Source organism: Mesorhizobium sp. USDA 4413, assembly GCF_056280365.1.
This window is the reverse complement of the sequence record NZ_JBVPRP010000001.1, coordinates 5,883,316-5,901,347: the sequence shown is the minus strand read 5'-3', so window position 1 is coordinate 5,901,347 and position 18,032 is coordinate 5,883,316. Positions and strand designations below refer to the sequence as shown.

Genomic DNA, 18,032 nt, shown 5'->3' with positions numbered 1-18,032 from the left:
CTTTCGAGCCCGGCGACGTCCTCCCTCTGCCACCGGACTGTCCTCATCTGAAATCAGGGTGCCCAGAACACCTCTATCGGTCGCGGCGCCGCCTCGAGCACTCTGCGGATGGGCTTTTTCGCGCCGGGACCGATCGCGCCGTTGAACGCGGCGCGCTTGTCCTCGCCTTCAATATGGAGCGCGATGAAGCCGGCAGCGACGATGCGCGTCATCGAGAGGGTGAGCCGCGGCTCGCCGCCGCTTGCCGCATGCACCGGCAGCACGATCCGCTGCGAGGCCGGGTCGAGCAATTCCTCGAGATTGCCGGCATCGGGGAAGAACGACGCCGTATGGCCATCGCCGCCCATGCCGAGGATCACCACGTCGAGCGGCCATGGCAGCGATCTGAGCGCTTCGCTGTCCGCCGCGGCTGCGTCCTCGATGCTTGCCGCCTCATGATAGAGCGGCACGAAGCGCGCCGCCGCGGCCTTGTTCTGGAGCAGGTTCGCCGCCACCAGACCGGCATTGGAGCGCGGCGAGGACGGCGGCACGAAACGCTCGTCGACCAGCGTCACGGTGACCTTGTCCCAGGCGATCGGCATGGTCGACAGCACGGCGAACAGTTTCGCCGGCGTGGTGCCGCCGGACACCGCGAGCAGCGCGGTGCCGCGTTCCGCGATGGCGCCGGTCAACCGGTCTGCGATCTCACTGGCAAGCGCCGCCGCCAGGTCCTGGCGGTCGGCAAAGCCGTTCCAGCCGTAGCGGAGTTCGCTCAATTGCTCTCGTGCCATGTCCGTCCGTCGCGTTCGATAAGAGCGATCGAGGCCGACGGCCCCCAGGTTCCGGCCGTATAGCCCTGCGCCTCCTGCCTGGCGCTCTCCCAGGCGTTCTGAATCGGGTCGATCCATTTCCAGGCCGCCTCGACTTCGTCGCGGCGCATGAACAGCGTCTGGTTGCCGCGCACCACATCCATGATCAGCCGCTCATAGGCATCGGGCGCGCGCCCGTCGAAAGACTGCGCGAAGCTCATGTCGAGCGAAATCTGGCGCAGCCGCATGCCGCCCGGCCCCGGATCCTTGATCATGATGAACTGTTTGACGCCTTCGTCGGGCTGCAGCCGGATCACCAGCTGATTGGCGAAGATCGGCCCGGCGCCTTCATCGAAGATCGAAAAGGGGATCGGCTTGAACTCGATGACGATCTCCGAAACCCGGCTCGCCAGCCTTTTGCCGGTCCGGAGATAGAACGGAACGCCGGCCCAGCGCCAGTTGCCGATCTCGGCCTTTATGGCGACGAAGGTCTCGGTGGTGCTGTCCTTGCCGAGTTCCTCGACATAGCCCTTGACCGGGCCGCCCGCCGAGGCGCCGGCGCGATACTGGCCGCGCACCGTGTGCTTGGGCGCCTCATTGCCGTTGATGCGCTTCAGCGCCCTGAGCACCTTCAGCTTCTCGTCGCGCACGGCGTCGGCATCCATCGAGGACGGCGTTTCCATGGCCACGAGGCAAAGAAGCTGCAGCATATGGTTCTGCACCATGTCTCGCAGCGCGCCCGCCTTGTCGTAATAGGTGACGCGGTCTTCTAGGCCGACGGTCTCGGCGACAGTGATCTGCACATGGTCGATATGGGCGGAGTTCCACAGCGGCTCATAGAGCGCGTTGGCAAAGCGCAGCGCCATCAGGTTCTGCACCGTTTCCTTGCCGAGGTAATGGTCGATGCGGAAGATCTGGCCCTCGTGAAAATCGTCGCCCACCGCGTCGTTCAGCGCGCGCGCCGAGGCCAGGTCGCGGCCGATCGGCTTTTCCAGCACGATGCGCGAGTTCGGCGTGATCAGCTTGTGCTCCTTGAGCTGATGCGAGATATCGCCGAACAGCGCCGGCGCCACCGCGAGATAAAAGGCGCGGATGCTATCGCTCTCGCCGATCGCCTTCTTCAGCTTGTCGAAACCTGCTCCGCTGGTGGCGTCAGCCGGGACGTAGGAAAGCCTGGCCAGGAAGGTTTCCAGTTCCTTCTCATCGACATCGGCCGGCTTGACATGGGACGAAATCGCCTGCTTGGCGAAAGCCTGGAATTCGGCATCGCTCATCTTGGCGCGCGAAGTACCGATGATGCGCGTCGGTTCGGAGAACTGATGATCACGCTGGCGATAATAGAGCGAAGGCAGGAGCTTGCGTTCCGACAGGTCGCCGGTGCCGCCGAAGATGATGAAGTCGAAGGGATCGACAGGGATGATCTGGCTGGTCATGGTCAGTCCGATTTGATGCCGGATGCCGGCAGCGTGGTTGGTATATTCTAATCGATTTAAATTTTCCAGTGCCATGGTGTCACAGGCAGGACCAATCGCTTGCTGTTGCATCGGTCCACCTGTTTCCCGACACTTGCGCCGCCGATAGGCCTGTCGGTAAAGCCATGGCTCCGGCAACGTTCGCGGCCGCACCATAGAACGCGAATGTGACGAAAGCTAAGGGAGAATATCGCTGCGGGGCGGCAGCCGGAAAATCAAGAACTGCGGAAATCCAATGGACGGGAAAACCATGCGTCTGGAAAACAAGGTAGCCATCATCACCGGTGCCGCGTCGGGCTTCGGGGAGGGCATGGCCAGGCGCTTCGCCGAAGAGGGCGCGCGCGTGGTCGTCGCCGACCTTAACGCCAAGGGCGCCGAGCGGGTGGCCGAAGAGATCGGTCCCAACGCGATCTGGACTCAGACCGATGTGTCCCAGCGCTCCGAATTCGACGAGATGATCTATGCCGCCAAGAGCGCCTTCGGCCGCATCGACATCATGGTCAACAATGCGGGTTTCACCCATCGCAACGGCGATATGCTCGGCGTCGACGAGGAGACCTTCGACCTGATCACCGCCGTCAACATGAAGGCGATTTACCACGCAGCGCTGGCCGTCGTGCCGATCATGGACCGGCAAGGCGGCGGCGTCATGCTGACCACGGCCTCGACGGCGGGGCTTCGGCCCAGGCCGGGCCTGACCTGGTACAACGCCTCCAAGGGGTGGGCGATCACCGCCACCAAGTCGATGGCGGTCGAGCTCGCGCCGAAGAACATCCGCGTCAACTGCCTGTGCCCGGTCGCCGGCGAGACAGGCATGCTGGAGAAGTTCATGGGCGCGGACACGCCTGAAATCCGTGAAAGATTCCGCGCCTCGATCCCGCTCGGCCGGCTTTCGACACCCCTCGACATCGCCAACGCGGCGCTGTGGCTCGCCTCGGACGAAGCCGCCTTCATCACCGGCGTAGCGCTGGAGGTTGATGGCGGTCGCTGCGTCTAGGTAACGGACGTGCGGCTCGTGTTTGACTCGATGATGCGGCGAAAGGCATAACGGTGCCTGCGTGGGGCGGGTGCTATGAATGCCAGACTGCGAAGAATTCGCGAGGACCTGGGGCAGCGCCTCAAGATCTACCGGGCGAGGCGCGCACGGGCGCGAAGCAAGGCCACCTTCATCGGCATAACCGGCAGCTCAGGAAAGTCGACTGCGGCGAGCCTGCTAGGACACATCCTCGCCGGCTACGCCCGGGTCTATACGCGGGTGTTGGCCAACACGATAAAGTCACTGGTCAGCACACTCTACAAGCGCATGAACAAGAGCGGCGAGGTCGACTACGTCGTCTTCGAGGCGGGTGCCTTCGGCACCGATACGATCAGGCCCATGGCGCAGATGCTCAAGCCGCACGTGGCTGTTGTCACCATGGTGCGGCTTGAGCATCTCTCCAGTTTCAAGACATTGGAGAACGTCGCTCGCGAAAAGCGCGCTCTCGTCGAGGCGCTGGAGCCCGGCGGCCTTGCGGTGCTCAATGCCGACGATCCCAATGTGCTGGCCATGGCATCGGACGCCGCGCATCGCTTCGTCACGTTCGGCGAGTCGGAAACGGCCGACTATCGCGTCACCGGTATTAATGCCGCTTATCCGCGCGCGCTCCACTTCACACTCCACTGGCGAGGCGGGGCGCTGAAGCTCAAGACACCGTTTCCGGGCGAGCATTTCTGGCTGCCGACCGCGGCCGCGGCAGCCACTGCGCTCGAGCTCGGTGTGCCTGCGCAAACCGTGGAGGAGAGGATCGCTACATTCGAGCCGTTGGCGAACCGCTGCCATGTCCTGGTCGTCGATGGAGGGCCTCATTTCGTCATCGACACTGCCAAAGCGCCTTGGCACTCGCTGTCGCTCGCCTTCGATATCGTGGCAAAATCAACGGCTGGGCGAAAGCGGATCGTGCTTGGCCAGCTGTCGGACTTTGCCGGATCGAACGCAAAATATGCGCGCGCCTATAGCCGTGCGCGCGAGATTGCCGACCAGGTGATCTATGTCGGGGAGCATGCCCATCGCTCGAAAGCCAGCCAGGCCGATCGCGGCAGCGACCGGTTCGTCGAACTGCGCACGCCAAGAGAGGTTTCAGATCACCTCAGGCGCACGGCGATGCCCGGCGAACTTATTCTTCTCAAGAGCTCTTCCAGTCTTCATCTGGAGCGCCTGGCGCTCGCCTGGACACATGATGTCAAATGTTGGATTCCCGCTTGCGGGAAGAAGGAAGGCTGCCAGGATTGCGGCCTTTTCGAAGTGCCGTTCGAGGAGCATCGGGAATTCGTCAAAAAGCGCAGGAATGATCGCCGGCGGCGGCGCCTGCGTCGCCTCTTCGGCGGCTGACGGCATCGCGGCTCGGCCGCGCCGGCACAACGGCTCAGGCGCCGGTCTTGATGTAGCTTTTGTAGACCCAGCCGTGCTTGCCGTTATAGACGATCTCGCACCATTTGTTGCAACTCATCACCTGCACCGATGCCTTGGCCGGCACCGTGGTGATTGCGGCGGCACCTTTCTTCGGGCTTGAGCGCATGGTCACGGCTCTCAAAATGCGCCCGTTTGCGGCTGCGCTGGCTTTTTGAGCTTTCGGCTTGGCCTGTGCCGAGTCATCGGTCGCTGCCGACTGCGAATCCGGAGCCTGCGGCTTGGCTTCGGGAATAGCGGCAGTTTGGGCGCCATCCATCTTGTCGCTCGGCTTCTTCGCTGCCGTCGCCGTGTCACCGGCGGAAGCGGCGACCTGCGACAGCGCATTCGAGGCATCGTTCTCGGCATCGGCCTCGGCAAAGGCCGTATCGGCGGATTGCGCGGGAGTCGTATCGGCAGCCTGCTCGGATGGAGCTGGCGGGTTCTCGGCCGGGGCAGGGGGCGTCTGGGCGTCGGAAGCCGTCCAGCGAGGGCTGTTCGGCGCCAGCGCCGGAATGCTGGCTTCGCGGGCCGCCGTCATGGGCGTAACCGCGTCCGCCTTGCGCGCGGCCTGCGGCGGCTTCGCCGCGGTGACTGCCGCTGACGCCGGAGCGATTTTCGTAGTCTTCACCGGAATTGTCGGAACGGCTTGCGCGGCATTTGCCGCAGCCACTTGCCGGTCACTGCCCGGAAAACATAGCCAGAGCGCCACCGCGGCCACGCCGATCAGCGCGGCAGTGCCTATCGCCGCAATGACCAGATGGGCGTTCGACTGCACCTTCTGCCAGAAGGATGGCCTTACGCTATAGCCGAACTGCATTGTAAAGCGCTGCCGTTCCGGCGTGCCGAAACTGAAGGGCCCGTTCACTCAAACCACCTCCAACAAGCGGGCCGACGTTCTTTCGATCATTGCCACGATGATTGGCTTCGATCGGCATCGGTCCCGAGATCATTGCGGACAAAGGCCCGCGAAATCCCCGGCTTTTTCGCCCATAATTGCATCTTTTACTGCTGATTATGGCATGAGTGAGCCAAATTGCGAAATTCTGCGCCCCTGTTAAGGCTTCCCCAACCTGCCGCGTGGAAGCCGCCGGCGTCGAATCGGTGGCTTCGGCCGGGCGGCCAGCTTCAAATCCTGTCGCGCAGGGCGAACCAGTTGAGGGCGAGAAACAACAGCGGCGCGCGAAATCGGCGGCCGCCCGGAAAGGCGGGGATTTTGAGATCCTCGATCAGTTTCAGCCGGTCGCGGTTGCCGGCAACGGTCTCGGCATAGAGCTTGCCGAAGAAGTTCGACAGCATGACGCCGTGGCCGGAATACCCGCCTATGGAAATCACCTTCGGCATCACCTCGCGCACGAACGGCTTTCTCGGCATCGTAATGCCGACATAGCCGCCCCAGCCATGCGTGATCTCGACATCCTTCAGCGCCGGGTAGAGCTCGGCGATCTGCTTGCGGATGTGGATATGGATATCCTTCGGATCGTTGACGGCGTAAACCTCGCGGCCGCCGAACAGGAGCCGGCCGTCTTTCGACTTGCGGAAATAGCGCACCACAAAGCGGGAATCGTCGACCGACTCGCCGCCGGGCAGAACTTTCGAATCCGAGCCCAGCGGCACGGTCGCGCCGATGAAGGAGCCGATCGGCATGATGTGCGCCGCGCTCACCGGCTCCAGATCGCCGCCATAGGCATTGACGGCGACCAGGCATCTGTCGGCGGTGATCGTGCCCTTGGGCGTCGTGACGGTCACCTTGCCGCCATTGGAAACGATGCCGGTGGACGGCGTCTGCTCGAAGAGATGCGCGCCGGCCGCCGCTGCCGCTTTCGCCGTGCCGATCACCAGCTTCAGCGGGTGGATATGGCCGGTGCCGGTGTCGCGGGTACCGCCAAAATAGCGCGTCGAGCCTAGCCGTTCCGCCGTCTCCGCCGCGTCCATGAAACTTACATGCGGGTAGCCGAAGCGGCTCGCCATGATCTCGGCATGGCGCCTGTAGTCGTCGACGTAACGCCGCTTGTGCGCCACCGAAAGCTGGCCCGGCATATAGTCGATGTCGATCGCGTTGGCGGCGGCGAAGCCGAGCAGATGCGCCTTGGCTTCTTCTGCCATGTCGAACAGTGCCTTGGCGCGCGTGAGGCCGTATTCGGCTTCCAATTCTTCCGCCCAGGCGCGTTGCCCGGTGCCGAGCTGGCCGCCATTGCGCCCCGAAGCGCCGTCGCCGAAGCGATAGGCCTCGATCAGCACGACATTCGCGCCGGCCTTCGCCAGGTGCGCGGCTGCCGACAAGCCGGTGAAGCCACCGCCTACGATGACGACATCGCAGGCCCGGTCGCCGTCAAGCGGTGGGTATTCAGGACGCGGTCCTGCTGTGTCCTCGTACCAGGAACGGCCGGGAGAGATGGGAGATTGGTAGGGCATGATGCTCGGCAGTAGGGGAGTAGGGGAGTAGGGCAGTAGGGCAGTAGGGCAGTAGGGCAGTAGGGCAGTAGGGCAGTAGGGCAGTAGGGCAGTAGGGTGACTATTCAGGTGACAACTTATGGATCAGAAGCCGCAAAAGTGTGCCCACGCTCTCGCTTTGTTTCATTAACGGTTCGACTGCTTCGTGGGAGGTGATTCCGACGCGCTGCGCGATCAGTAAGTGAGTTTCCAACTCTTTGAGTGATCCCTGTGCAATTCTAAGAAACTGTTGATAGGACGCTCGGCTTTCTCGTCCATAGCCCTCAGCGATGTTGGCAGGCACGGAAGCGGCTGCCCTGCGTAGCTGAGTTGTCAATCCATAGAGCTCTTCCTTCGGCCAGGCTCTTGTCGTTTCATAGATCGAAACTGCGAGGTCCATAGCCTGCTGCCAGACGACCAAATCCCTGTACGATTCGATCTTCGCCATCGTCCCCCTACTGCCCTACTGCCTTACTCCCCTACTGCCTTTCCTCACACATTCAGCAGCAGATACTCCCGCTCCCACGGGCTGATCACTTCCATGAAAGTTTCGAATTCGGCCCGTTTAATCGCTGCGTAAGTGGCGGCGAAGGATTTGCCGAGGATGGCCGCGAGTTCCTTGTCACCTTCGAACAGGTCGACCGCTTCCAGTAGGCTGCGCGGCAGGTCGATCTCGTCGGCATTGGCCGTAGTCAACACCGGAGGCTCCGCCTTGACTTTTCTGGTTATGCCGACCAGCCCGCAGGCCAGCGACGCCGCCAGGGCCAGATAGGGGTTGGCGTCGGAGGATGGGATGCGGTTTTCCACGCGTCGCGCCGCCGGATCCGAGCGCGGCACGCGGAAGGCGGTGGTGCGGTTGTCATAGCCCCATTTGTTGTTGACCGGAGCCGATGCCTGCTGCGTCAGCCGGCGGTAGGAATTGACGTAAGGCGCGAACATCACCAGCGCGTTCGGCACGTGCTTCTGCATGCCGCCAATGAAGTGGAAGAACGCGTCGGTCTCGGAGCCGTCCTCGGCGGAAAAGATGTTCCGACCGGTCTTCTTGTCGACGACCGACTGGTGGATATGCATGGCCGAGCCCGGTTGCCCCTGGATCGGCTTTGCCATGAAGGTGGCGTAGATCTCGTGCTTCAGCGCCGCCTCGCGGATGGTGCGCTTGAACATGAAGACCTGGTCGGCGAGCTCGATCGGGTTGCCGTGGCGCAGATTGATCTCGAGCTGGCCGGCGCCCTCTTCATGGATCAGCGTGTCGATCTCCAGGCCCTGCCGCTCCGAGAAGTGATAGATGTCGTCGATGAGTTCGTCGAATTCATTGACGCCAGCGATCGAATAGCCGGCGCCGCCGCCGATCGGCCGGCCCGAACGCCCGACGGGCGGCGTCAGCGGATAATCCGGATCGGGGTTCTTGCGCACCAGATAGAATTCGATCTCGGGCGCCACCACCGGCTTCAGCCCGCGCTCGTCATAGGCGGCAAGCACGCGCTTCAGCACGTTGCGCGGCGTGAACTCGACCGAGCGGCCGTCCTGGTGAACGAGATCGCAGATCACCGCCGCCGTCGGGTCTTCTTCCCAGGGCACGACGGTCAGCGTCGAAAGATCGGGCAGAAGCTTCAGGTCGCCGTCATCTTCGGGATAGTGGAAGCCGTTGCCGTCCTCGGGATAGCCGCCGGAGATCGTCGTCATGAACACGGCCGAAGGCAGCGCCAGCGATGTGTTGGAGGTGAATTTCTTCGACGGCATCATCTTGCCGCGGGCGACGCCCGCCTGGTCGGGCGTGATGCACTCGATGTCCTCGATGCCGCGCCATTCGAGCCATGCGCTGGCCTCTTTCCAGTTCTTCACACCGCGTTGGTTCTTCAGGAAAGCAGGCGTGCGGGCGCGTCCCCCCCGGTTTGACGGACGGACTTCCTTTTTCTCAGGCGGCATCATTCACCAGATTGTGTTGCGGATTTCGAACTATAGCCGGGCGCCATGGGGGAAGGGAAGGGGAGGCGCAAGGCGCGTGCCCAGGGAGCCGCTCCTTGCGAACCGGCTTGCAGCTTTTGCCGGGCGCTCGCGACGAAGCCTTCCAGCTCGTCCTTCCACGAATTCAGCATGCCCCCGCGCTGTGCCGATCTCCAGCTGGAGCTAGCAGTGCCGGGCGAACGCGTCTACACCATCATTTCGCGAACACGAGGTGGCCATGTCCGCTCTTACCACGATCGGTTTTGATGCCGACGACACGCTGTGGCAGAACGAGCAGTTCTTCCGCATGACCGAACAGCGCTTCATCGCCATGCTTGCCGAGCACGGCGATGCAAGCCGGATTTCGGCAAACCTGCTTGAAGCGGCAAAGCGCAATCTCGGCGTCTACGGCTTCGGCATCAAAAGCTTCACACTGTCGATGATCGAGACGGCGATCGAGGTTACCGAAGGCCGTGTTCCGGCCTCGACCATCGCCGAAATCCTGGCCGCCGGCCGCGACATGCTCAGTCATCCGATCGAGCCGCTGCCGCATGCTCGTGAAACGGTCGAGAAGCTCGCCGGCGCCTATCGCCTGGTGCTGATCACCAAAGGCGACCTCATGGACCAGGAGCGCAAGCTGGCGCAATCGGGATTGGGCGAGCTTTTCGACGCCGTCGAGATCGTCAGCGACAAGAGCGCCGCCACCTATGCCCGCATCTTCAGCCGCCATGGCGATGGACCCCAAAGGAGCATGATGGTCGGCAACTCGCTGAAGTCGGACGTCGTGCCTGCCATCGATGCCGGCGGCTGGGGCATCTATGTCCCGCATGAATTGACCTGGGCGGCCGAGCATGCCGAGGCGCCGGTCGACGCGCCGCGTTTCCGCCAGATCGCCGATCTGAGCGAGCTGCCGGCGCTGATAGAGCGCATCGCCACGGCGGATTGATGCGTCGCGGGCCCGTCCCCGGGCCACGTGCAAACTCCGGTGGGCGAGCGGCATGCGTCCGCGGCGTCGGGTGAGCGGACGCTGGCCGTCGGTTCGGGTGGGTGGCGGTCGGCGCGGACGAACCGGCCGACAAGCCCTTGCATCGGACCCTGAGGCCGCCCTTACAGAAACGAGGGTCCGGACCGGAAGGTCAACGCGTCGTCTCGGCGCTCCGGCATGGTCTGCCGCGAAGCGCCCTGTGTTTTGATGCAATTCCAGACGGAAAGCCACGGCGAAGTCGCCGAGCTTAACCGCTCACACTTTTCCTGGAATTACCCTAACCGCGCCCGACCAGGCGATCGACCACTGGTTGCAGCCTCTCGGGCGTGATCGGTTTGGCAACCACGGCATCGACCACGCTCGACAGGCCAAGGCTCTCCGGCGTGCCGTTCTTGGTTGAAAGCAGGATCACCGCGGGCAGCGGCTTGCCGGAAGCGCGCCGCAGCGCGTCGATGGCCGACATCAGCGGGTCGCAATCCTTGTTGTCCGGGCCGCCGTCAAGGATGACGGCGCCGGGCATTTGCCCGGCCAGCGTCTTCTCGGCGACCTCGGGCGATTCCGAAATCGGCTTCAGTCCCGATTTCTCGACGATTTTCGACACCACGACCCGATTGATCGATGATTTTCCGACGACGAGCACTTTAGAAAAGTCAGCCGCGATCGCGCCAGTCCGGGCTGCCGGTTTCGGGTGTTTTTCGGAGTGGTCGTCACGGTCGGCGGGACACATCGGCGGGTGGGCACTCTGGTTCAATGCAGGGTTGAAACCTGAGGCACAATTGGGTGAGATCGCGGCCGGTGTCAAGCTGAAACAGTCAAGGTCGAAAATATAGCAAGAAATTCCGGAATTCAGCGCAAGTCGTCCCTCCCGGCGACGAAGGCAAAACGAAAAAATGCGATAGTCTCCCGAACGTATAGCGCGCAGGAGACATTCGCAGAGACTGTTGACGTTGCGTCAAGTGTGAGTCTGCTGGGTAACGATCACCGGGATCAAAAGATCTCCCCAGTTGCCGTCGCCGCCATGGTGCCTGGCCGAACGCACCAGCTCCACCGAGACACCGGCCTCGACGGCTTTCATCACCGACTGGTTGAGCCTGTGCAGATCGTTCGCGAGCATACGGATCGTCGCCTGCTGGTCGACGCTCATCGCGCTCGATTGTTCTTCTGCCCTTTCCTTGACGCGGCTTATCGATGCCATTGGTCTTCTCCTCGATCAAAAATACCCTGCGGGCGTTTCCTCTGGTTGTTGTCCGTTACTCGGCCGCCGGCCTGAACTGGGCGTGCTCGGTCGATTCGTGCATGGCGGTGGTGGAGGACTGGCCACCGGTGATCGCCATCGACACGGCGTCGAAATAGCCGGTGCCGACCTCACGCTGGTGCTTGGTCGCGGTATAGCCGTGGGCCTCGGCCGCGAACTCTGCCTCCTGCAGTTCCGAATAGGCGGCCATCTGGCGATCCTTGTAGCCGCGCGCCAGCTCGAACATGCCGAAGTTCAACTGGTGGAATCCGGCAAGCGTGATGAACTGGAACTTGTAGCCCATCGCGCCGAGTTCCTTCTGGAATTTGGCGATCGTCGCGTCGTCGAGATTCTTCTTCCAGTTGAAGGACGGCGAACAATTGTAGGCGAGCAGCTTGCCCGGATGGTGCTTGTGCACGCCCTCGGCGAATTTCCTCGCCTGCGCCAGATCCGGCTTCGAGGTCTCGCACCAGATCAGGTCCGCATGCGGCGCATAGGCCACGGCGCGCGCTATGCAGGGCTCGATGCCGTTCCGCACATGATAGAAGCCCTCGACCGTGCGGCCTGCGTCGTAGTCGACGAAGGGCCGGTCGCGCTCGTCGATATCGGAAGTCAACAGCTTCGCCGCTTCGGCGTCCGTGCGCGCCACGACCAGCGTCGGCGTGCCCATGACGTCGGCCGCAAGGCGCGCCGCGTTGAGGTTGCGGATATGCGCTGCCGTCGGGATCAGCACCTTGCCGCCGAGATGGCCGCATTTCTTTTCCGAAGCCAGCTGGTCCTCATAGTGCACGCCGGCGGCACCCGCTTCGATGAAGGCCTTCATGATCTCGAAGGCATTGAGCGGTCCGCCGAAGCCGGCTTCCGCGTCGGCCACGATCGGCGCGAACCAGGTCTCGACCGAAAGCCCCTTGCCTTCGGACGTCTCGATCTGGTCGGCGCGCTGCAGCGTGCGGTTGATGCGTTTGACGAGTTCCGGCGCCGCATTGGCCGGGTAGAGCGACTGGTCCGGATACATCGCCGAGGCGGTGTTGGCGTCCGCGGCGACCTGCCAGCCCGAAAGATAGATCGCCTTCAACCCGGCCCGAACCTGCTGCATGGCCTGGTTGCCCGACATGGCGCCCAGCGCGTTGACGAAATCCTCCTCGTGGATGAGCTTCCACAGCCGGTTTGCGCCCATCTCGGCCAGCGTCTGGCGAATTTGCACGGAGCCCCGCAACCGCTTCACATCCTCTGGCGAATAGGGGCGCTCGATGCCGTCGTAACGGCCTTCCGGCGCGGAGGGGACGAGGTTGTAAAAATCGGTCATTGGTCACTCCGGGGTCATCTGGCAACTGTATCAGCACTGCATCGCAAAGGCCGATTTTGCGATATCTGCGTGTGACTTCGTTTACATTGCAGCGCGAAAGACGCCTAGAAAAACCGCCAAATACCGCGAAGAATAAAGGAAAAGCTGTATTGCCATTGACAGGCTGGCTCTGTAAATTTGTCACGATTGTAAAAACGGCGAAGCGACTGCCGGACTCGACGCTCATGTAAATTCTTGTCAAGGATGGCAGGATGGCCGACCAGAAGATCTTCGCCGGGCCGCGGCTGCGCCGGCTGCGCAACGCCAGGAGCTTGACCCAGACGGCGATGGCCGAGGGGCTGGGCATCTCGCCTTCCTATCTCAACCTGATCGAGCGCAACCAGCGGCCGCTGACGGTGCAGCTCATTCTCAAGCTTGCCTCTGTCTACAAGGTCGATCCGCACGAACTTCAGGGAGAGGCAAAAGGCTCGATCGCGGCCTTGCGCGAAGCGTTCAGCGATCCGCTTCTTGCCGGCGAGCTGCCCAGCGATCAGGAACTGATCGACCTCGCCGAGACGGCGCCGAATGCTTCGGCGGCGATGGTGAAACTCTTTCGCGCCTATCGCGAGCAGGCCGAGCGCCTGTCCGATCTCAGCCAGCTCCTGGCCAAGGAGGGCAGGGCAACCGCTCTGTCGGGCGCGCGCCTGCCCGCCGATGAAGTCCATGAAGTGTTCGAGCGCCGCCCGAACCACTTCGCCTCGCTGGAAGAAGAGGCGGAGGCTTTCACATCGGTCCTCGAGCCCGGCGACGATCTGTCCGGCGCGCTGAAGGCCTGGCTGAGGCGTGAGCACGGCATCGTCGTCAAGGTGCTGCCGGTCGCCACCATGCCCAACTGGCGCCGCCGTTATGATCGTCATTCGCAGCGTCTGTTCCTTTCCGAGCGGCTGTCGCCTTTCGACCAGCTGCGCGAAGTCGCCATGGAGGCGAGCCTCATGCGCATGTCGGTGGCCATCGCGGCCGAGGTCCAGGCGCTGAAGCTCGGCACCGACGAGGCGCGCCGGCTCGCTCGCTTCGAGCTCGGCCGTTATGCCGCCCACGCGCTGATGATGCCCTATCAGGCCTTTTACGCCGCAGCCGTTCGCGCCCGCTACGACATCGACGTCTTGCGTTCGCGCTTCGGCGTCTCTTTCGAGCAAGCGGCTAACCGGTTGACCATGCTGCAGCGGCAGGGTGCAGCAGGCGTGCCGTTCTTCATGTTGGAAGTCGACAACGCCGGCAACCGCTTCCGCAAAGCCGGCAGCCAGGGTTATCCGCAAAGCCGCTTCGGCGGCGGCTGCCCCAAGCTTCCCATCCATGCGGCCTTCTCCCAGCCGGGCCAGATCCTGGTCGAGGCGGTGGAAATGCCCGATGGCGCCGAGTTCCTTTGCATCGCCCGCACGCTGGAAGGTCCGCAAGGGGCCTTCTCCGAACGGCCGCGTCGCACCGCGCTCCTGCTCGGCTGCGATATCGGCTTCCGAGACGAGATCGTCTATGGCGCGGCGCTGCCGGTCGGAGCCACCCGCAAGCCCGGGCAAGGCTTCGGCACGCCGGTAGGCCCCGCCTGCAGGCTCTGCGAGCGCGTCGGCTGCCTTGCGCGCGCCGATCCGCCGGTGACGCGCCCGCTCGGCCTCGACGAGATGGTGACGGGCCTCAGCGCCTTCGATTTCCAAGGATAAGCTCGGCCGAAGTGCCCCAAGCTTCGCCGAATGCTGGATCACGCCGGTTTTGCGCCTTTGCGCTACGCGATTGAGACGCAGTTCTTTGCGTCTCTGTTGCATTGTGTCGAACGCAACTCGCTGACAGTCATCTGCCATGTCCGATACCGCCTCGTCCTCCGTTGCCCCGTCCTCCGCCGTCTCGCCGCGCGAGGAGCGGATCGGCATGCTCCTGGTCTTCCTGTCGGCGCTGATGTGGAGTTTCGGCGGCACCATCGCCCGTTTCATCCATATCGGCGACAGCTGGACCGTGGTGTTCTGGCGTTCGCTCTGGGCCGTGGCCTTTCTCATCGCATTCATGCTTTGGCGCGACGGTTGGCGCGGCACTCTCAAGCTCTTTCGACACATGGGCCTGCCTGGCCTTGGCGTCGCCTTCTGCTTCGCCACCGCCTCGACCAGCTTCGTGGTGGCGTTAGGCTACACGACGGTCGCCAACATCCTCCTGATGCAGGCCGGCGTGCCACTCCTGGCGGCTCTCCTTGCCTGGCTCCTGTTTCGCGAACGGGTCGGTCCGGCGACCTGGATTGCGATTGCCGCCGTCATCGCCGGCGTCGCCATCATGGTCTCCGAATCCCTGGGCGGCGCCGTCTCGCCGATCGGCGACGGCCTGGCGCTGCTGATCGCGGTGATGTTTTCGGTCGCGACCGTGATCACCCGGCGCTTTGCCCATGTGCGCATGGTGCCGGCCAATTGCCTTGCGGCGCTGCTCGCCGGTGCTTTCGCCGCTTCACAGGCATCTGAGTTCGCGGTCTCCGGGCGCGACATGGGCTTCCTCTTCGCCTTCGGCGTCGTCAATCTCGGCATTGGCCTCGCCTTTTTTGCCATGGGCGCGCGGCTGGTGCCGGCGGCAATCGCGGCGCTGCTCGGCACCTTCGAGCCGATCCTTGGACCGATCTGGGTCTGGCTCGTCCATTCCGAAGTGCCGTCGGTGCGCACCATCATCGGCGGCGCGGTCGTGGTCACGGCGCTGCTCGTCCATATCGGCCTGGAGTTCAAGCGCCAGGCACGGCCGGCGCGTCCCGGCGTCACCGGCCTGCCGTCGCCCAATTGACGATCGGCGGCGTTCCCCATTGACAACCCACTCGCCGGGCGGGCAGGCTGCGATCACGGCAACAACAAGACAGGCGTATCTTGCCAAGTGTCTCCGCCGGCCTGCTCGGGGCCGGACAGCATCATCATAGCTCTCAATACACCACGGTGCATGCCGTTGATGCCGCCCGGGCGCCTCGCCGGGGAGGCCGGGACGCCTCGAATCCTGATGCCATGAGAGAGCCTGGCGTAGGCAGTTCACGCTTGTCGCTCTCCGGAAAGCTCAATAGTCTGAAGCCAACGCCGCCCCGCCATTTCGCGACGAGCCGGCGAGGGAACACTCACCAAAGGAGAACACCATGATCCGCAAAGCGCTTTTGCTTTCGGCGACGTCGGCATTTCTGACGCTTTTCACACTAAGCGGCCACGCCGAGGACCGCGTCGTCAACGTCTACAACTGGTCGGACTATATCGACAGCTCGATCATCGACGACTTCACCAAGAAGACCGGCATCAAGGTCGTCTACGACACCTTCGATTCCAACGAGATCCTGGAGACGAAACTGCTCGCCGGCGGCAGCGGCTATGACGTCGTCGTGCCGAGCGCGAACTTCCTGGCGCGCCAGATCCAGGCAGGCGTGTTCCAGAAGCTTGACAAGTCGAAGCTGCCGAACCTCTCCAACATGTGGGACGTCATTTCCGAGCGCACGGCCAAGTATGATCCGGGCAACGAATATTCGGTCAACTACATGTGGGGCACGGTCGGCCTCGGCTATAATGTCAAGAAGGTGCAGGCCGCGCTCGGCACCGACAAGATCGACAGCTGGGACGTTTTCTTCAATCCGGACAAGCTGGCCAAGCTGAAGGATTGCGGCGTTTATGTGCTGGACTCTCCCGCCGACGTCGTTCCCGCGGCGCTGAAATATCTTGGCCTCGATCCCAACAGCACCTCGCCCGATGACATTTCCAAGGCCGAGGAGGCGTTGCTGAAGGTGCGGCCCTATATCCGCAAGTTCCATTCGTCCGAATACATCAACGCCTTGGCCAATGGCGATATCTGCCTGGCGATCGGCTGGTCGGGCGACGTCTTCCAGGCGCGCAACCGCGCCGCGGAAGCCAAGCAGGGCGTCGAGATCGGCTATTCCGTGCCGAAGGAAGGCACCCAGATGTGGTTCGATCAGATGGCCATCCCCGCTGACGCGCCGCATGTCGCCGACGCGCTCGAATTCATCAACTACATGATGACGCCTGAAGTCATCGCCAAATCGACGAACTATGTGCTCTACGCGAACGGCAACAAGGCCTCGCAGCAGTTCGTCGACAAGGCGATCCTGGAAGATCCTTCGGTCTATCCAGACGAAGAGACGACGAAGAAGCTGTATACGGTTGCGCCATACGATCCCAAGACACAGCGCATCATCACGCGCACCTGGACCAAGATCGTCACCGGCCAATAAGCATTGAGAGACGGCCCCGGCAGCCAACTGCCCGGGGTCGCTTTCTTTTTGGGGAATTTAAAAAAGTAACGGAGTGGGGATTATGAAATCGCTTGGCAGCATCCGCAGGGATTTCGCGCCATGGAACGACCCGAATGCCAAGCCTTATATCCAGTTCGACAAGGTCACCAAGAAGTTCGGCGACTTCACCGCCGTCAACAATCTGTCGCTGACCATCTTCGAGCGTGAATTCTTCGCCCTGCTCGGCGCTTCCGGTTGCGGAAAGTCGACGCTGCTCAGGATGCTCGCCGGCTTCGAGGAGCCGACGGCGGGCCGCATCCTGCTGGACGGGCAGGATCTGCGCGGCATCCCGCCCTACAAGCGGCCGGTCAACATGATGTTCCAGTCCTACGCGCTGTTCCCGCATATGACGGTGGAAAAGAACATCGCCTTCGGTCTCAAGCAGGAAGGCATGCCCGCGCCGGATATCGAAAAGCGCGTCGCCGAGATGCTGAAGCTCGTCAAGCTCGAGCAATTCGCCAAGCGCAAGCCGCACCAGCTCTCCGGCGGTCAGCGCCAGCGCGTGGCGCTGGCCCGCTCGGTCGCCAAGCGGCCGAAGGTCCTGCTGCTCGACGAACCGCTCGGCGCTTTGGACAAGAAGCTGCGCGAGGAAACCCAGTTCGAGCTGATGGACCTGCAGCAGGAACTCGGCCTCACCTTCGTCGTCGTCACGCATGACCAGGAAGAGGCCATGACCATGGCCGACCGCATCGCCATCATGGACAAGGGCGAGGTGATGCAGGTCGCGACGCCTGCCGAGATTTACGAGGCGCCGACCTCACGTTTCGTGGCGCATTTCGTCGGCAATGTGAACATGTTCGAGGGAAAGGTCGCCGAGCGCACGGCAAGCACGACCCGCATCACCGGCGCGACCGGGGCGGAGATCGTCGTCGACAATGGAGGCAACACCGCCGCCGGCTCCGACATCGTCTTCGCGATCCGGCCGGAGAAGATCAAGGTCTCCTCGAAAAAGCCGGCCGATGCCGTCAATGCGCTTGAAGGCGAGGTCTACGACGTCGCCTATCTCGGCGATATGACCGTCTATCATATCAGGCTCGACGACGGGCAGATCGTGCGGGCGAGCGCGCTGAACGCCTCGCGCATCACCGAGGATCCGCTCACCTGGAACGACCGCGCCTGGGTCTCCTTCCGGCCCGATGCCGGCGTCGTGCTGACAAGGTAGGCTG

The 18,032-nt window shown here is 63.0% G+C and carries 16 protein-coding genes; 7 read left to right on the top strand and 9 right to left on the bottom strand.

What is annotated here, in order from left to right:
- Nucleotides 1–53: 53 nt before the first annotated feature.
- Nucleotides 54–770, bottom strand: coding sequence for a 6-phosphogluconolactonase (gene pgl, locus ACVMIM_RS28670; RefSeq protein WP_476116030.1), 717 nt, complete (start codon nt 768–770; stop codon nt 54–56).
- Complete coding sequence (zwf, locus tag ACVMIM_RS28665; protein WP_476116028.1) at nt 752–2,221, bottom strand: glucose-6-phosphate dehydrogenase; 1,470 nt, start codon at nt 2,219–2,221, stop codon at nt 752–754. Before zwf ends, pgl begins: the two co-directional genes overlap by 19 nt.
- Nucleotides 2,222–2,510: 289 nt before the next feature.
- On the opposite strand from zwf, the gene ACVMIM_RS28660 reads away from it, so the two are divergent.
- The gene (locus ACVMIM_RS28660; RefSeq protein WP_476117405.1) at nt 2,511–3,257 is read left to right on the top strand and encodes an SDR family oxidoreductase; all 747 of its coding nucleotides are present in this window, start codon (nt 2,511–2,513) and stop codon (nt 3,255–3,257) included.
- A gap of 75 nt (nt 3,258–3,332) precedes the next feature.
- Nucleotides 3,333–4,628: a Mur ligase family protein gene (locus ACVMIM_RS28655; protein WP_476116027.1), complete on the top strand. Its 1,296-nt coding sequence runs from the start codon at nt 3,333–3,335 to the stop codon at nt 4,626–4,628.
- Between the two features lie 34 nt (nt 4,629–4,662).
- Here ACVMIM_RS28655 and ACVMIM_RS28650 read toward each other — a convergent pair whose 3' ends face one another.
- The 4 genes from ACVMIM_RS28650 to ACVMIM_RS28635 all read right to left on the bottom strand — a co-directional run bounded on the left by ACVMIM_RS28650 (nt 4,663) and on the right by ACVMIM_RS28635 (nt 9,047).
- Nucleotides 4,663–5,553 carry an SH3 domain-containing protein gene (locus ACVMIM_RS28650; protein WP_476116026.1) on the bottom strand — a complete coding sequence of 297 codons (891 nt, stop codon included), beginning with the start codon at nt 5,551–5,553 and terminating at the stop codon, nt 4,663–4,665.
- 260 nt (nt 5,554–5,813) lie between these two features.
- Nucleotides 5,814–7,100 carry an NAD(P)/FAD-dependent oxidoreductase gene (locus ACVMIM_RS28645; protein WP_476116024.1) on the bottom strand — a complete coding sequence of 429 codons (1,287 nt, stop codon included), beginning with the start codon at nt 7,098–7,100 and terminating at the stop codon, nt 5,814–5,816.
- A 100-nt stretch (nt 7,101–7,200) separates the two neighbouring features.
- The gene (locus tag ACVMIM_RS28640; RefSeq protein ID WP_476116022.1) at nt 7,201–7,566 is read right to left on the bottom strand and encodes a four helix bundle protein; all 366 of its coding nucleotides are present in this window, start codon (nt 7,564–7,566) and stop codon (nt 7,201–7,203) included.
- A gap of 44 nt (nt 7,567–7,610) precedes the next feature.
- Nucleotides 7,611–9,047, bottom strand: coding sequence for a glutamine synthetase family protein (locus tag ACVMIM_RS28635; RefSeq protein WP_278047738.1), 1,437 nt, complete (start codon nt 9,045–9,047; stop codon nt 7,611–7,613).
- 253 nt (nt 9,048–9,300) lie between these two features.
- Here ACVMIM_RS28635 and ACVMIM_RS28630 point away from each other — a divergent pair, with 253 nt between their 5' ends.
- A complete protein-coding gene (locus tag ACVMIM_RS28630) occupies nt 9,301–10,008 on the top strand; it encodes an HAD family hydrolase (RefSeq protein ID WP_476116020.1) in 708 nt (235 codons plus the stop codon).
- 316 nt (nt 10,009–10,324) lie between these two features.
- Here ACVMIM_RS28630 and ACVMIM_RS28625 read toward each other — a convergent pair whose 3' ends face one another.
- The 3 genes from ACVMIM_RS28625 to aceA all read right to left on the bottom strand — a co-directional run bounded on the left by ACVMIM_RS28625 (nt 10,325) and on the right by aceA (nt 12,587).
- On the bottom strand, nt 10,325–10,774 hold the full coding sequence (locus ACVMIM_RS28625; RefSeq protein WP_476117403.1) for a response regulator: 450 nt from the start codon (nt 10,772–10,774) through the stop codon (nt 10,325–10,327).
- A gap of 225 nt (nt 10,775–10,999) precedes the next feature.
- Nucleotides 11,000–11,242: an SMc00767 family acetate metabolism repressor gene (locus tag ACVMIM_RS28620; RefSeq protein WP_320213397.1), complete on the bottom strand. Its 243-nt coding sequence runs from the start codon at nt 11,240–11,242 to the stop codon at nt 11,000–11,002.
- A gap of 55 nt (nt 11,243–11,297) precedes the next feature.
- On the bottom strand, nt 11,298–12,587 hold the full coding sequence (gene aceA / locus ACVMIM_RS28615) for an isocitrate lyase (protein ID WP_476116018.1): 1,290 nt from the start codon (nt 12,585–12,587) through the stop codon (nt 11,298–11,300).
- 251 nt (nt 12,588–12,838) lie between these two features.
- Here aceA and ACVMIM_RS28610 point away from each other — a divergent pair, with 251 nt between their 5' ends.
- The 4 genes from ACVMIM_RS28610 to ACVMIM_RS28595 all read left to right on the top strand — a co-directional run bounded on the left by ACVMIM_RS28610 (nt 12,839) and on the right by ACVMIM_RS28595 (nt 18,028).
- Nucleotides 12,839–14,281 carry a helix-turn-helix domain-containing protein gene (locus ACVMIM_RS28610; RefSeq protein ID WP_476116017.1) on the top strand — a complete coding sequence of 481 codons (1,443 nt, stop codon included), beginning with the start codon at nt 12,839–12,841 and terminating at the stop codon, nt 14,279–14,281.
- Between the two features lie 136 nt (nt 14,282–14,417).
- Nucleotides 14,418–15,371, top strand: coding sequence for a DMT family transporter (locus ACVMIM_RS28605; RefSeq protein WP_476116015.1), 954 nt, complete (start codon nt 14,418–14,420; stop codon nt 15,369–15,371).
- Nucleotides 15,372–15,708: 337 nt separating this feature from the next.
- Nucleotides 15,709–16,806, top strand: coding sequence for a polyamine ABC transporter substrate-binding protein (locus ACVMIM_RS28600; RefSeq protein ID WP_476116013.1), 1,098 nt, complete (start codon nt 15,709–15,711; stop codon nt 16,804–16,806).
- Nucleotides 16,807–16,888: 82 nt separating this feature from the next.
- Entirely contained in the window at nt 16,889–18,028 is a 1,140-nt protein-coding gene (locus ACVMIM_RS28595; protein ID WP_476116012.1) for an ABC transporter ATP-binding protein, read from the top strand.
- The last annotated feature ends 4 nt before the right edge of the window (nt 18,029–18,032 follow it).

Excerpts from the sequence above, each read along its gene's own strand:
- pgl (WP_476116030.1), bottom strand. The coding sequence starts at position 770 with ATGGCACGAGAGCAATTGAGCGAACTCCGCTACGGCTGGAACGGCTTT.
- zwf (WP_476116028.1), bottom strand. The coding sequence starts at position 2,221 with ATGACCAGCCAGATCATCCCTGTCGATCCCTTCGACTTCATCATCTTC.
- ACVMIM_RS28660 (WP_476117405.1), top strand. The coding sequence starts at position 2,511 with ATGCGTCTGGAAAACAAGGTAGCCATCATCACCGGTGCCGCGTCGGGC.
- ACVMIM_RS28655 (WP_476116027.1), top strand. The coding sequence starts at position 3,333 with ATGAATGCCAGACTGCGAAGAATTCGCGAGGACCTGGGGCAGCGCCTC.
- ACVMIM_RS28645 (WP_476116024.1), bottom strand. The coding sequence starts at position 7,100 with ATGCCCTACCAATCTCCCATCTCTCCCGGCCGTTCCTGGTACGAGGAC.
- ACVMIM_RS28640 (WP_476116022.1), bottom strand. The coding sequence starts at position 7,566 with ATGGCGAAGATCGAATCGTACAGGGATTTGGTCGTCTGGCAGCAGGCT.
- ACVMIM_RS28635 (WP_278047738.1), bottom strand. The coding sequence starts at position 9,047 with ATGATGCCGCCTGAGAAAAAGGAAGTCCGTCCGTCAAACCGGGGGGGA.
- ACVMIM_RS28630 (WP_476116020.1), top strand. The coding sequence starts at position 9,301 with ATGTCCGCTCTTACCACGATCGGTTTTGATGCCGACGACACGCTGTGG.
- ACVMIM_RS28625 (WP_476117403.1), bottom strand. The coding sequence starts at position 10,774 with ATGTGTCCCGCCGACCGTGACGACCACTCCGAAAAACACCCGAAACCG.
- ACVMIM_RS28620 (WP_320213397.1), bottom strand. The coding sequence starts at position 11,242 with ATGGCATCGATAAGCCGCGTCAAGGAAAGGGCAGAAGAACAATCGAGC.
- aceA (WP_476116018.1), bottom strand. The coding sequence starts at position 12,587 with ATGACCGATTTTTACAACCTCGTCCCCTCCGCGCCGGAAGGCCGTTAC.
- ACVMIM_RS28610 (WP_476116017.1), top strand. The coding sequence starts at position 12,839 with ATGGCCGACCAGAAGATCTTCGCCGGGCCGCGGCTGCGCCGGCTGCGC.
- ACVMIM_RS28605 (WP_476116015.1), top strand. The coding sequence starts at position 14,418 with ATGTCCGATACCGCCTCGTCCTCCGTTGCCCCGTCCTCCGCCGTCTCG.
- ACVMIM_RS28600 (WP_476116013.1), top strand. The coding sequence starts at position 15,709 with ATGATCCGCAAAGCGCTTTTGCTTTCGGCGACGTCGGCATTTCTGACG.
- ACVMIM_RS28595 (WP_476116012.1), top strand. The coding sequence starts at position 16,889 with ATGAAATCGCTTGGCAGCATCCGCAGGGATTTCGCGCCATGGAACGAC.